General features: G+C 70.3%; 14 protein-coding genes. 11 read left to right on the top strand and 3 right to left on the bottom strand.

The features are described 5' to 3' along the window. Positions 1–64: 64 nt before the first annotated feature. The 7 genes from ACIQWX_RS26155 (at position 65) to ACIQWX_RS26185 (ending at position 6591) form a co-directional block, all read left to right on the top strand. Positions 65–655, top strand: a complete 591-nt coding sequence (locus ACIQWX_RS26155) for a TetR family transcriptional regulator (protein WP_400876268.1) — start codon at positions 65–67, stop codon at positions 653–655. A gap of 163 nt (positions 656–818) precedes the next feature. Then, positions 819–2210 carry a trigger factor gene (tig, locus tag ACIQWX_RS26160; RefSeq protein ID WP_400876271.1) on the top strand — a complete coding sequence of 464 codons (1392 nt, stop codon included), beginning with the start codon at positions 819–821 and terminating at the stop codon, positions 2208–2210. Between the two features lie 138 nt (positions 2211–2348). Next, positions 2349–2954, top strand: a complete 606-nt coding sequence (locus ACIQWX_RS26165) for a ClpP family protease (RefSeq protein ID WP_400876274.1) — start codon at positions 2349–2351, stop codon at positions 2952–2954. Between the two features lie 26 nt (positions 2955–2980). Then, entirely contained in the window at positions 2981–3634 is a 654-nt protein-coding gene (locus tag ACIQWX_RS26170) for an ATP-dependent Clp protease proteolytic subunit (protein ID WP_372666608.1), read from the top strand. Positions 3635–3865: 231 nt separating this feature from the next. Continuing rightward, positions 3866–5161 (top strand): ATP-dependent Clp protease ATP-binding subunit ClpX, encoded by a 1296-nt coding sequence (gene clpX, locus ACIQWX_RS26175; RefSeq protein ID WP_364455901.1) that lies wholly within the window; start codon positions 3866–3868, stop codon positions 5159–5161. Between the two features lie 49 nt (positions 5162–5210). Beyond that, positions 5211–5618: a hypothetical protein gene (locus ACIQWX_RS26180; RefSeq protein WP_400876278.1), complete on the top strand. Its 408-nt coding sequence runs from the start codon at positions 5211–5213 to the stop codon at positions 5616–5618. Positions 5619–5670: 52 nt separating this feature from the next. Further along, positions 5671–6591, top strand: a complete 921-nt coding sequence (locus ACIQWX_RS26185; protein ID WP_400876281.1) for an anti-sigma factor RsbA family regulatory protein — start codon at positions 5671–5673, stop codon at positions 6589–6591. 3 nt (positions 6592–6594) lie between these two features. On the opposite strand, the gene ACIQWX_RS26190 is transcribed toward ACIQWX_RS26185, so the two are convergent. Next, the gene (locus tag ACIQWX_RS26190) at positions 6595–7527 is read right to left on the bottom strand and encodes an alpha/beta hydrolase (RefSeq protein WP_400877580.1); all 933 of its coding nucleotides are present in this window, start codon (positions 7525–7527) and stop codon (positions 6595–6597) included. A gap of 117 nt (positions 7528–7644) precedes the next feature. Further along, positions 7645–8352, bottom strand: coding sequence for a TetR/AcrR family transcriptional regulator (locus ACIQWX_RS26195; protein WP_400876284.1), 708 nt, complete (start codon positions 8350–8352; stop codon positions 7645–7647). 72 nt (positions 8353–8424) lie between these two features. On the opposite strand from ACIQWX_RS26195, the gene ACIQWX_RS26200 reads away from it, so the two are divergent. Then, complete coding sequence (locus ACIQWX_RS26200) at positions 8425–9861, top strand: carotenoid oxygenase family protein (RefSeq protein ID WP_400876286.1); 1437 nt, start codon at positions 8425–8427, stop codon at positions 9859–9861. Here the strand turns inward: ACIQWX_RS26200 and fdhD are convergent. Continuing rightward, positions 9858–10682: a formate dehydrogenase accessory sulfurtransferase FdhD gene (fdhD, locus tag ACIQWX_RS26205; RefSeq protein ID WP_400876289.1), complete on the bottom strand. Its 825-nt coding sequence runs from the start codon at positions 10680–10682 to the stop codon at positions 9858–9860. The two genes, ACIQWX_RS26200 and fdhD, sit on opposite strands and share 4 nt — an antisense overlap. 104 nt (positions 10683–10786) lie before the next feature. On the opposite strand from fdhD, the gene ACIQWX_RS26210 reads away from it, so the two are divergent. From ACIQWX_RS26210 to ACIQWX_RS26220, 3 genes are read left to right on the top strand one after another with little or no spacing between them, the layout of a single operon-like run. Continuing rightward, a complete protein-coding gene (locus tag ACIQWX_RS26210) occupies positions 10787–12142 on the top strand; it encodes an OFA family MFS transporter (RefSeq protein WP_400876291.1) in 1356 nt (451 codons plus the stop codon). Beyond that, a complete protein-coding gene (locus ACIQWX_RS26215) occupies positions 12142–12267 on the top strand; it encodes a hypothetical protein (protein ID WP_400876294.1) in 126 nt (41 codons plus the stop codon). Before ACIQWX_RS26210 ends, ACIQWX_RS26215 begins: the two co-directional genes overlap by 1 nt. A gap of 58 nt (positions 12268–12325) precedes the next feature. Next, positions 12326–13729, top strand: coding sequence for an LCP family protein (locus ACIQWX_RS26220; protein ID WP_400876296.1), 1404 nt, complete (start codon positions 12326–12328; stop codon positions 13727–13729). The last annotated feature ends 115 nt before the right edge of the window (positions 13730–13844 follow it).

A 13844-nucleotide genomic window follows, 5' to 3' on the forward strand; every position in this document is an offset into this window, starting at 1 on the left:
GTTACAGCAGGACCCGAAAAAAGGTGTCGGCCAGCGGGACGCAACCGGCGGGTAAGCTCGCCGTGTGAAGGCGGTCACCCACCCGGCGCCGGCGCGGACCCGGGAGAAGCTGCTGGCCGCGGCGGCCGACGTCATCGAGGCCGACGGCTGGGCCGCCGTCACCATGGGCAAGCTGGCCGCGCGGGTCGGCGTGAGCAGGCAGACCGTCTACAACGAACTGGGGTCGAAGGCCGAGCTGGCCAAGGCGCTGCTGCTGCGCGAGACCGACCGCTTCGCCGCGCGCGTGACCGATGACGTCGCCGCGCACCCGGACGACCCGGTCGCCGGCGTCACGGCCGCGTTCCGCCACACGCTCGAAGCCGCGCACACCAACCCGCTGGTCGAGGTCGCGCTCGGCGGTTCGCAGGGCGGCCGGGACGACTTCCTCCCGCTGCTGACGTCGCAGCCCGAGGCGGTGCTCGGCCGGGCGGTCGAAGCCGTCGCGGCGGTGTTCGCGCGCAGCTACCCGGGGGTCCCGCTGACCCCGTCGGAGTGGGCCGTGGCGGTCGAGGCGTGGATGCGGCTGCTGCTCTCGCACCTGGTGCAGCCGAGCGGCTCGGCCGAGTACGCGGCGGGCCAGATGCGCTGGGTGATCGGCCGGATGCTGCGGCCCTGAACCCCGGCGACGCCGGTCCGTGCACCGGCCGTGACGCCGCAGGTGGCCCCCGCCCCGGCGGCGCGGGCCACTGGCCTAGACTCGGACGTCCCGGTCTGCAGGTGACCTGGGGCCATTTCCGCAGGATTGTCCTACACAATCGTTACCGCTCGAGGAGAAGACCTTGAAGAGCACCGTCGAGCAGCTGAGCCCGACGCGAGTCAAGATCAATGTCGAGGTGCCGTTCGACGAGCTCAAGCCGAACTTCGACCGCGCCTACCGCAAGATCGCCCAGCAGGTGCGCATCCCGGGCTTCCGGCCCGGCAAGGCGCCCGCTCGCGTCCTGGAAAGCCGGATCGGGCGCGGCCCGGTGCTCGACGAGGTCGTCAACGAGGCCATCCCGGCCAAGTACATCGAGGCCGTTCGCGAGAACGAGGTCCGCACGCTCGGCAACCCCGAGTTCGACGTGACCAAGCTCGAAGACCGCGACGTCCTCGAGTTCACCGCCGAGGTCGACGTGCGCCCGGAGATCGAGCTGCCCGACCTCGAAGGCTTCGCGGTCACCGTCGACGACGTCGAGCTGACCGACGCCGAGGTCGACGAGCAGCTCGACGAGCTGCGCGCCCGCTTCGGCACGCTGACCGGCGTCGAGCGCCCGGCCGAGACCGGCGACTTCGTCTCGATCGACCTGTCCGCCACCGTCGACGGCGAGGCCGTCGAGGAGGCGAGCACCACCGGGCTGTCCTACGAGATCGGCTCCGGCCAGCTCGTCGACGGCATCGACGAGGCCATCGTCGGCGCGAACGCCGGCGAGACCAAGACGTTCACCACGCAGCTCGTCGCCGGTGAGCACGCCGGCAAGGACGCCGACGTGACCGTGACCGTCCAGTCGGTCAAGCAGCGCGAGCTGCCCGAGGCCGACGACGAGTTCGCCCAGATGGCCAGTGAGTTCGACACGATCGACGAGCTCAAGGGCGACCTGCGCGAGCGCCTCGGCCGCGTCAAGAAGATGCAGCAGGGCGTCCAGGCCCGCGACAAGGTGCTCGACGAGCTCCTGGAGCGCACCGAGGTGCCGATCCCGGAGAAGGTCCTCGACGCCGAGATCGAGAACCGCAAGCACGACGCGATCCACCCGTTCGACCACGACGAGGCCCAGTTCGCGCAGGCCCTCGAGGCCGAAGGCCGCACGCTCGAGGAGTTCGACGCCGAGACCCGCACCGAGTCGGAGAAGGCCGTCCGCACGCAGCTGCTGCTGGACACCATCGCCGACAAGGAAGAGGTGTCGGTCAACGACGGCGAGCTGACCGAGCGGATCATCTACCAGGCCCAGCGCTTCGGGATCAGCCCGGACGAGTACGTCCAGCGCGCCCAGCAGTCCGGCCAGCTGACCGCCATCTACGCCGACGTCCGGCGCGGCAAGGCCCTCGCCTCGGTGGTCCGCAAGGCCACCGTGACCGACGGCTCCGGCGCCGAGGTCGACCTCTCGGAGCTGTTCGGCTCCGACGAGCCGGCCGCCGACGAGGCAACCCAGGAGACGCAGGTCACCGACGAGGCGGCGAAGACTCCGGCGGAGTGAAGCTGTGAGCGAACTTGGGCGGTGTCAGGCATTCTGCACCGCCCGAGTTCGTTAGGGTCGGATACAAGATCTCAAGCATCTGAAACGACAGCGGCGGCCGTCAGCACCGGGCCGCCGCCGGCGAAAAGGCAGGCAGACGTGACGCAGCACACGCCCGAGGCGCGGACCGGCACCGCAGGGCTCACCCTCACCGACTCGGTGTTCGAGCGGTTGCTCCAGGAGCGCATCGTCGTCCTCGGCTCCGAGGTCAACGACGAGATCGCCAACCGGATCACCGCGCAGCTGTTGCTGCTCGACGCCGACGACGCCGAGTCCGACATCCGCTTCTACATCAACTCGCCGGGCGGTTCGGTCACCGCCGGGTTCGCGATCTACGACACCATGCAGCTCATCCGCCCGGACGTCGCGACCTACGCGATGGGCATGGCGGCCTCGATGGGGCAGTTCCTGCTCTCCTCGGGCACGCCGGGCAAGCGCTACGCGCTGCCGCACGCGCGCATCCTGATGCACCAGCCGTCGGCGGGTGTGGGCGGCACGGCGTCGGACATCGCGATCCAGGCCGACCTGTTCAACAAGTGGAAGCAGGAGCTGGCCCGGATCACCGCGGACCAGACCGGCCAGACGGTCGAGCAGATCATCAAGGACGGCGACCGCGACCGCTGGTTCACCGCGCAGGAGGCGAAGGACTACGGGTTCGTGGACCACGTCCTCACCCGCGACATCGCCCGTCCGGCCTCGAACTGAGCGCGAAGCACACAGGAGACTCGAACATGAGCAATTTCCGGCTCCCGGGTGACTTCCAGGCCCCGAGCACGCCCCAGTCGCGGTACATCCTGCCGTCGTACGTGGAGCGCACCAGCTACGGCGTCAAGGAGTCGAACCCGTACAACAAGCTGTACGAAGAGCGGGTCATCTTCCTCGGCGTGCAGGTGGACGACGCGTCGGCCAACGACGTGATGGCCCAGCTGCTGCACCTCGAGCACGAGGACCCGGACCGCGACATCCTGGTCTACATCAACTCGCCGGGTGGCTCCTTCACCTCGCTGATGGCGATCTACGACACCATGCAGTTCGTCCGCCCGGACATCCAGACGTACTGCCTCGGCCAGGCCGCCTCGGCCGCCGCGGTGCTGCTGTCGGCCGGCACGCCGGGCAAGCGCTACGCGCTGCCGAACTCGCGCGTGCTGATCCACCAGCCCGCCACCGAGGGCACCTACGGCCAGGTCTCCGACCTGGAGATCCAGGCGAACGAGATCCAGCGGGTGCGGCGCCAGATGGAGGTCATCCTGGCGAAGCACACGAACAAGGACCCGGACCAGATCCGGACCGACATCGAGCGCGACAAGATCCTGACGGCCGAGGAGGCCAAGGCGTACGGCATCATCGACGAGGTGCTGCCGTACCGGAAGGCGTCGGCTCTGTAGATCCGCCAGGCCGGTGTGTGTCGAGGAGACGACATACACCGGCACTCTGGTTTAGGGTCGTCCTCTGACGTGCTCCCGGCGCCTGTGGGTGTTCCCGCCCACGGCATCGGACGGGTACCGTCAGTGGCAATGCGTGAGGCTCCGCTCGGTCGTCCGTGACCGCCGGGTCGCACCGTCGCAACACACGTCAGGCGCGCCCACCGCGCGCCGGAGGGGACGAGGTCAACGGCCATGGCACGGATCGGTGACGGCGGAGACCTGCTGAAGTGTTCTTTCTGCGGGAAGAGCCAGAAGCAGGTGAAGAAGCTCATTGCCGGCCCCGGGGTCTACATCTGCGATGAGTGCATCGACCTCTGCAATGAGATCATCGAGGAGGAGCTGGCCGAGGCCGGCGACGTCAAGCTCGACGAGCTGCCCAAGCCCGCCGACATCCACGAGTTCCTCGAGCAGTACATCATCGGTCAGGACGACGCCAAGCGGACGCTCGCGGTAGCGGTCTACAACCACTACAAGCGGATCCAGGCGGACGACAAGGCCGGGCCGAAGGACTCCAAGGAGGAGTCGGTCGAGCTCGCCAAGTCGAACATCCTGATGCTCGGTCCCACCGGGTGCGGCAAGACCTACCTCGCGCAGACGCTGGCGAAGCTGCTGAACGTGCCGTTCGCGATCGCGGACGCCACGGCGCTGACCGAAGCCGGGTACGTCGGCGAGGACGTCGAGAACATCCTGCTCAAGCTCATCCAGGCGGCGGACTACGACGTCAAGCGGGCCGAGACCGGGATCATCTACATCGACGAGGTCGACAAGATCGCCCGGAAGAGCGAAAACCCGTCGATCACGCGGGACGTCTCCGGCGAGGGCGTGCAGCAGGCCCTGCTGAAGATCCTCGAGGGCACCACCGCCTCGGTGCCGCCGCAGGGCGGCCGCAAGCACCCGCACCAGGAGTTCATCCAGATCGACACGACGAACGTGCTGTTCATCGTGGCCGGCGCGTTCGCCGGGCTGGAGAAGATCATCAACGAGCGGGTCGGCAAGCGCGGCCTCGGCTTCGGCGCGGAGATCCGCACCAAGTCCGAGATCGAGGAGAGCGACGTCTTCTCCGACACCATGCCCGAGGACCTGATCAAGTTCGGGCTGATCCCGGAGTTCATCGGCCGCCTCCCGGTCGTGGCGACGGTCAACCACCTGGACAAGGACTCGCTGGTCAACATCCTGACCCAGCCGCGCAACGCCCTGGTGAAGCAGTACAAGAAGCTCTTCGAGATGGACAACGTCGAGCTCGAGTTCACCAAGACCGCGCTCGAGGCCATCGCCGACCAGGCGGTCCTGCGCGGGACCGGTGCCCGCGGGCTGCGCGCCATCATGGAAGAAGTGCTCCAGCCGGTCATGTACGACATCCCGAGCCGCGACGACGTGGCGAAGGTCGTGATCACCGAGCAGACCGTCCGGGAGAACGTGAACCCGACGATCGTCGCCCGGCAGCCGACGCGGCGCACGCGCAGCGAGCGCGGCGAGAAGTCGGCCTGAGGCCGGGCGTCTCCGGGCCGGCCGGCCCGGAGACCGACAGGAAAGCCGAATGACTGCAGACTCTGTGCCGGTCACCGGTGGGGGCGCCGCCCCCACCGGTGGCGTGCAGGCACCGCCGCCCCCGGAACCGGCGCCGGTGGCCGCCGGGCCGGTGCTCGGGTTCCGTGAGCTGAGCGAGCGCGTCATCGCGTCCGCGGCCGAGCGGTACCCGTGGCTGAACCGGGTGCTGATGGGCGTGCTGGCCGTGTGCACGGGCACGTGCGTCGTCGCCGTGGTGTCCCGGCTGTCGCCGTTGCCGCTGATCCCGGTGCCGCTGTTCCTCGTCGCCGGCTACGGCCTCTGGCGGGCCCGCGGCGTGACCGACCGGCGGGCGCTGGGCAACTGGGTGCTGCTGTTCGCCCTCGCGGCCATGGTCGGCTTCTGGCTGATTTCGGTCGTCGGTCGCTGGGTCGAGTGAATCCCGGCCGCCGGCTCGTTTGAAGCCGCGGGGCCGTGGGTATGTCCGCTCCGTGGTAGATGCCCTCAGACCGTTCCGGCATCCCGCACTCTTCTACCGCGGTGACACCGAGTACCTGGACGGTGTCGTTCCGTACCTCCTCGAAGGCCTCGACCGGGGCGAACCCGTGGCCGTCGCGGTTCCCGGGCGCAACCTGCTGCTGATCGAAAAGGCGCTGGAAGACCGGGCGGGCGAAGTCCGGCTGATCGACATGTCCCGCGCGGGCCGCAACCCCGGCGCCATCCTGCCTTCGGTGCTGCACGCGTTCGCCGGGCAGCACGACGGCCCGGTGCGGATCGTGGGCGAGCCGATCTGGGCCGGCCGCACCGACGACGAGTACCCCGCCTGCGTCGAGCACGAGGCCCTGATCAACAACGCGTTCGCGGGCCGCGACCTGGCGGTGCTGTGCCCGTACGACGTCGCGGAGCTGCCCGCGTCGGTGCTGGCCGACGCCGAGCGCACCCACCCCGAGCTGTGGGGCCTGGCGGGACCGTTCATCAGCCCGCGCTTCGACCCCGACGGCGTGCGCGCGGACTTCCGGCGCCCGCTGGTGCCGCCGGCAGGCGTGGTCGAGCGCGCGTTCGACATCGGGCAGCTGGGGTCGCTGCGCGGGTACGCCGAGATCTGGGCCGCCCGCCACGGCCTGCGCCGCCCCCGCCGCGACGACTTCGCGCTGGCGATCGCCGAGCTGATCACGAACAGCGTGCTGTACGGCGGCGGCACCGGCGTCCTGCGGCTGTGGCCGGAGGGGGAGCGGGTGATCGCGGAGGTGACCGACGCGGGCACGATCACCGACCCGCTGGCCGGCCGCATCCCCCCGCCGGCGACCACCCCGGGCGGCCGCGGGCTGTTGCTGGTGAACCGGCTGGCGGACCTGGTCCGCACGTACTGGATCCCGGGCCGCACGACGACCCGGGTCCACTTCGGCCGCTGAGGCTCAGTCCTTGCGGGGCACGTGCTTGCCCAGGAAGCTGATCACGCTCGGCACCACGGTCCGGTTGAACGGGTCGCCGTGCTTGCCGTGGGCCGTGTGGGCCACCGCCGGGTGGGCCGCGTCGATGTAGCGGCGGACGCCCGTGATGAACGGGTCCTCCGTGCCGCACCAGATGCCGTTGGCCACGGTCTTCGTCTCGTCGATGTGGCGAAGCGGGTCCAGCGCCGTCCAGTCGTTGAGCCCCGTGAAGATGCGCCGCTTGGCCATCTCCTGCCAGGACAGGATCAGCGCCGGGGCCAGCGTCGCGACCGCGGCCGGCGGCTGGCGGCGCTCCACCCGGCGGCGCGTGTACACCAGCGCGCCGAAGCCGCCCATCGACACGCCCGTGCACGCGAACGGCTGCCCCGTGTCACCGCCGAAGCCGCGCGCCCGCAGCCACTGGGGGACCTCCTCCAGCAGCATCGCCATCGGGTCGTCGCCCGGGTGCACCTCGTGCCAGTAGTTGTCGCCGCCGTCGACCGCCACGAAGCCGAACGCCGGGACCGCCTTGCGGGCGACGTCGCTGGCCAGCTGCTTGAGCGTGCCCGTCGGGGCCGCGCTGCGGGCGTTGCCGTGCAGGCCGTGCAGCATCAGCGACATCGGCAGCCCCTTCGGCGGGGTCTTCGACGGCAGGATGAACACCAGGTCGACCATCCGGCCGCGGGCCTGGGAGTAGACGCGCTCGACGCGGGTGCTGCCCAGCTGGGTCGTGGGGTTCGACGACGTCACGCCCAGCGTCCGCTGGAGTGCCTGGCTGAACGGCAGCTTGCCGGTCGCGGTGCCGAGGGCCAGGCCGCCCACGGCCAGCCCGGACGCGCCCGCGATCAGCACGGACCGGCGCGACAGCCACCGCCGTGCGTCCCGGACCGCGGCCGCCCCGACCGTCTCCGGGATCAAGGGCTCGCCCGGAGGTCGCTCCCCGTTTTCCTCGTTCACCTGTCTCCGTCCCCCGCCTGCTGTTCCTAGGACGCCGCGCACCCGCTCCGCGTTCCCCTCACGTCCCTGTTCGCCGGGTTAGTCGTTCTCACCCTGCCCGGCGTTTCGGTTCCTCGCGCGCCAGGCCGCCTTCGCGGCCTCGGTCGAGCGTTCCGCCTGCTCCACAGTGTCCCCGAGACCCACCGCGAGGGTGATCCCCAGGGGTATCAAAATGTGGTCGATGCCCTGCTCGGCGACCCCGAAGTGGCCCGACGCCTCGAGCGTGACGAAGCCGTGCAGCGCGCTCCACAGCTGGGCGGCGGCCTGGTACTTGTCCGCGGGCCGGAACCGGCCGGCCTCGATGGCCCGCTCGGTCGCCCGGACGATGTGGTCGAACGCCTCCAGGCCCTCCTGAGCGGCTTCGCGGCCCTCCTCGGTGGTGAGGTCGGACAGTGTCGCGCGCTTGCCGCCCGGCGCGGACTGGCCGAACGTCACCGCGAACAGCTGCGGCTGCTCGGCGACCGCCTGCCGGTAGGTGCGGGCGAGGCTGAAGATGTCGGCCACCGGGTCGTCGGTCTCGCCGACCCCGGCCAGCCACGTGCTCAGCCGCAGGAACCCCGTGCGCGCGACCTCGTCGACCAGCGCGGCCATGCCGCCGAAGTGCGTGTACACGGCCATCGTCGAGACGCCGACCTCCGCCGCCAGCTTGCGGGCCTGCAGGGCTTCGGGACCGCCCTCGGCGAGCAGCCTGATGGCGGCCTCGACGAGCCGCTCCTTGACGTCGTTCGCGCGCGGTTTGGGGCTCATGCTTGCCAGTATCTCATAACCCTGTTATAAATGGGTTCATAACCAAGTTATGGCAACTCTGGAGGGGTCGGCATGGGCAACAAGTTCCTCGAAGGCAACTTCGCCCCGGTGAGCCGGGAGCACACGATCACCGAGCTGGCCGTCACGGGGGCGATCCCGGAGTTCCTCGACGGCCGCTACCTGCGCAACGGGCCCAACCCGCTGTCCGAAGTGGACCCGGCGGCCTACCACTGGTTCATGGGCGACGGCATGGTCCACGGCGTGCGCCTGCGCGACGGCAAGGCCGAGTGGTACCGCAACCGCTGGGTCCGCAACCCGGCCGTCGCGGCGACGCTGAACGGCGAGGACGCGAGCCGCCTCTGCGGGCTCGACGCGCTCGGCGCCAACACCAACGTCATCGGCCACGCCGGCAAGACCCTCGCCCTGGTCGAGGCGGGCGCGCCGATCTACGAGCTGACCGACGAGCTCGACACCGTCGGCAGCTGCGACTTCGACGGCACGCTCCCGGGTGGCTACACCGCCCACCCCAAGCGCGACCCGCGCACCGGCGAGCTGCACGCCGTCTCGTACTTCTTCGGCATGGGCAACAAGGTCCAGTACTCGGTGATCGACGCCGGCGGCCGCGCGCGCCGCACGGTCGACGTCGAGGTCACCGGGTCGCCGATGATGCACGACTTCTCCCTGACCGAGAAGCACGTCGTGTTCTACGACCTGCCCGTGACGTTCAACGCCGAGATGGCGGTGGCCGCCAGCGTGCCGAGCGCGCTGCGGACACCGGCGAAGCTGGTCGTGTCGGCCATGGTCGGCAAGGTCCGCGTACCCGATCCGGTGACGGCGATGATGTCCCGCAAGATCGGCGCGAACGGCGGCCTGCCGTACCGCTGGGACCCGAGGTACCCGGCGCGCATCGGCGTCATGCCGCGTGAGGGCGGCAACGGCGACGTCCGCTGGTTCGAGGTCGAGCCCTGCTACGTCTTCCACCCGCTCAACGCCTACGACGACGGCGACTCGATCGTGCTCGACGTCGTCCGCCACCCGAAGATGTTCGACCGGGAGCTGCACGGCCCGGACGAGGGCGGCCCGACACTGGACCGCTGGACGGTCGACCTGGTGGCGGGCAAGGTCATCGAGGAGCGCCTCGACGACCGCGGCCAGGAGTTCCCGCGCGTGGACGAGCGGCTCGTCGGCCGCCGGCACCGCTACGGCTACGCGATGTCGGCCGACGGCGGCGCGAACCCCGGCGGGTCGCTGTTCAAGCACGACTTCCACACGGGTGCGCGCCAGGAGCGCGCGTTCGGCGCGGGCCGGGAGCCGGGCGAGTTCGTGTTCGTACCGTCCCATGAGGACGCGGCGGAGGACGACGGCGTCCTGATGGGCTTCGTCTTCGACCCGGCGACGCAGCGCAGCGACCTCACCCTGCTCGACGCGGGGACGCTGGAGACGGTCGCGGCGATCCACCTGCCCGACCGCGTGCCCAACGGCTTCCACGGCAACTGGGTCGAAGCCTAGGTCAGGACGCGGTGGTCGCCGGTGTAGAGGTTCATCGAGTCGCCGCGGAGGAAGCCGATCAGGGTCATGCCGTTCTCCTCCGCCAGCTCGACCGCCAGTGACGACGGCGCGGACACCGCGGCCAGCAGCCCGATCCCCGCCATCGCGGCCTTCTGCACCAGCTCGAACGACGCGCGCCCGGACACCAGCAGGCCGTGCCCGGGCGCCGGCACGCGACCTTCCAGGACCGCCCAGCCCAGCACCTTGTCCACCGCGTTGTGCCGGCCGACGTCCTCGCGGACGACGGCGAGCGAACCGTCCGGGGTGAACAGTGCCGCCGCGTGCAGGCCGCCGGTGCTGGAGAACACCTTCTGGCGGGCGCGCAACGCGTCGGGCAGCGCGGACAGCGTCTCGCTCTTCACGGCGAAGGCGGCCGAAGCGGGGGAGAAGCGGGTCTTCAGCTTCACCGCGTCGAGGGCGGCTTTGCCGCAGACGCCGCACGACGACGTCGTGTAGAAGTTGCGCTCGACCCCGGTGTCCGGCGGCGGCACGCCGTCGGCCAGCGCGATGTCCAGGACGTTGTAGGTGTTGCGGCCCTGGTCGTCGACGCCGTCGCAGTAGCGGGCGACCGCGATGTCCTCGCGGCCGCCGATCACCCCTTCGGACAGCAGGAAGCCGTGGGCCAGCTCGACGTCGTGCCCCGGCGTGCGCATCGTGACGGCCAGCGCCTTGCCGCCGACGCGCAGCTCCAGGGGTTCTTCGGCGGCCAGCGCGTCGGGGCGGCGCCGGTCCCCGGTCGCGGAGATCCGCCGCACCGGCCTGCGCACGGTCACCCTGCCCATGACCCACACCCTTCTCCGCCGGAAAGTTTGACACCCGCATGGTGCAACGCCGGGTATTTAGTAATACATTCCGTCCATCATCCCCACTCTAGGAGAGGGATCCGATGGCTCTCGGCTTCCTGGACCGTTCCCGGATCGTGGCACCCCCAGGCTGGACGCGCTGGCTGGTGCCGCCGGCGGCCCTTTCGGTACACCTGTCGATCGGGCAGGCCTACGCGTGGAGCGTCTTCAAGACGCCGCTCGAGAAGACGATGCACCTCAACGGGACGCAGAGCTCGCTGCCGTTCCAGCTGGGCATCGTCATGCTCGGGCTGTCCGCCGCGTTCGGCGGGACCCTCGTCGAGAAGAACGGCCCGCGCTGGGCGATGTTCGTGTCGATGTGCTGCTTCGCCAGCGGGTTCCTCATCTCCGCCCTCGGCGTCGCGACCGGCCAGTTCTGGCTGGTGGTCGTCGGCTACGGCGGGATCGGCGGCATCGGGCTCGGCATCGGCTACATCTCGCCGGTGTCCACGCTCATCAAGTGGTTCCCGGACCGGCCGGGCATGGCCACCGGCATCGCGATCATGGGCTTCGGCGGCGGCGCGCTGATCGCCTCGCCGTGGTCGTCGTCGATGCTCGGCACCGCGCCCACCGAGGGCACCATCGCGACGGCGTTCCTGGTCCACGGCATCGTCTACGCGGTGTTCATGTCGATGGGCTGGCTGCTCGTGCGGGTGCCGGCCGACGACTGGAAGCCGGCCGGCTGGGAGCCCAAGACCGACCACGGCAAGGCGATGATCAGCACGGCGAACGTCTCGGCGGCCAACGCCATCAAGACGCCGCAGTTCTGGCTGCTGTGGGTCGTGCTGTGCTTCAACGTCACCGCGGGCATCGGCATCCTCGAAAAGGCGTCGCCGATGATCGTGGACTTCTTCAAGGGCACGTCCACGCCGGTCGGCACGGCCGCGGCGGCCGGGTTCGTCGCGCTGCTGTCGCTGTGCAACATGCTCGGCCGGTTCGTCTGGTCGTCCACTTCGGACCTGGTGGGGCGCAAGAACATCTACCGCACCTACCTCGGCGTCGGCGCGGTGCTGTACCTGGTGATCGCGCTGACGGACAACTCGTCGAAGCTCGTGTTCATCCTGTGCGCGATGGTGATCCTGTCGTTCTACGGCGGCGGGTTCGCCACGATCCCGGCGTACCTCAAGGACCTCTTCGGCACCTACCAGGTCGGCGCGATCCACGGACGGCTGCTCACGGCGTGGTCGGTGGCCGGCGTGCTCGGCCCGCTGATCGTCAACGCGATCGCGGACAACGAGAAGTCGGCGGGCAAGTCCGGGCCGGAGCTGTACCAGCTGTCCTTCTACATCATGATCGGCCTGCTCGTGGTCGGCTTCGTCGCCAACGAGCTGGTCCGCCCGGTCAAGGAGAAGTTCCACGAGCCCGTCGCCGCGGGCGCGGCCGCGAGGAGTGAGGCGTGATGAGCGAGCCGGCGACGAAGCCCAACCGGGTGCCGCTGATCGTGCTGGCGTGGGCGTGGGTGGTCCTGCCCTTCGGCTACGGCGTGTACCAGCTGTTCCTGAAGCTGGTTCAGCTCTTCGGCTGAGCCGGTGTGACCTGCCTCACCCGTGCAGCGGAGGAGGGCCCGGCGGCGTCGGTAGGGCGTGCACCTACTGGGGAAGATCGCCGTCGCCGGGCTCGCCTTCGCGGTCCTGTGCGGGACCGCGTACGGCTACGCGAACCTCCACGCCCTCGACGACGTGTCCCGCGACAGCGTCATCGGCGAGGGCGCCACGCCGCCCGGTGAGCAGCCCGCCGACGGGTCGCTCGACATCCTGCTCGTCGGCCGGGACTCGCGGACCGACCAGCAGGAGAACCCGCTGCCCGCCGACGTCCTGCGCGAGCTGCGGGCCGGTGCCAACGGCGACGACCTCACCGACACCCTGATCGTGCTGCGGATCCCGAACGGGACCCACGACGTGAAAGCGTTTTCCATCCCCCGGGACAGCTACGTGTCATTGCCCGGCGGGAAGGGCAAGATCAACGCCGCGTTCGGCCGCGCGAAGGCCGCCGAAGCGAAGCGGCAGCGCGACGCGGGGGAGACCGACAAGGCGAAGGTGAACAAGGCCGCCCTCACCGCCGGGCGGCGCGCGACGCGGCAGGCGGTCGAGGACCTCACCGGCGTCAGGATCGACCACTACGCCGAAGTCAACCTGCTCAGCTTCTACGAGATCAGCAAGGCGGTCGGCGGCGTCGACGTCTGCCTCAAGGAAGCCACGAAGGACAAGAACTCCGGCGCGGACTTCCCGGCCGGGCCGCAGAAGGTCCAGGGCGCCGAGGCGCTGGCCTTCGTCCGGCAGCGCGACGGGCTCCCGGGCACCGACTTCGCCCGCGTCCGGCGGCAGCAGGTGTTCCTCGCCGGGCTGGCCCGGCAGGTGCTGTCGGCGGGGACGCTGGCCAGCCCCGGGAAGCTGTCCGACCTCATCGACGCCGTCAGGCGGTCGGTCGTGCTCGACGACTCGTGGAACCTGCTCGACTTCGTCGCCCAGATGCGCGGGGTCAGCGGCGGTGGGATCCAGTTCGAGACGATCCCCGTCGTCAACCGCGACTACCGGTACGACACCGACAACCCGCGCGCCACGGCGGTGCAGGTCGACCCGGCCGAGGTGAAGGCCTTCGCGGCGAGCCTCATCGGGTCCCCGGCGCCGTCCTCCCCGCAGGCCGGGCCCGTCACCGTCGACGTCACCAACGCGAGCCCCAACGGCGGTCTCGCGGCCCGCGTGTCCGGGTTCCTGGGTGACCACGGCTTCACCAAGGGCACGACCGGGAACGCCGATGCGCGCCGGACGTCCCTGGTCCGCTTCGGTGCGGACCTCGCGAAGCAGGGCGCGGAGGTCGCGAAGCTGCTGGGCGGGCTGGCGACGCAGGAATCCGCGGCGGTACCGGCGGGCCACATCGAGGTGGTGCTCGGCACGGTCTACTCCGGACCCGGGACGACCGGTGGCGGCCGCGCCCCGGCCGCCGGCGACGACCCGATCACGTCCGGCGGCGTCGTCTGCGTGGATTGAGTTTTTCGCGGGAATCGACGAAAACCGCGGGAAGAATTTCCGCAAATCGACGCAAAGGCGTTTTCCGCCGACCGGACCACGGCGGACCACGCGGGTGACTGGTCTTGACGCTGCC

This window comes from Amycolatopsis sp. NPDC098790 (genome assembly GCF_044759945.1).
Taxonomy (GTDB): Bacteria; Actinomycetota; Actinomycetes; order Mycobacteriales; family Pseudonocardiaceae; genus Amycolatopsis.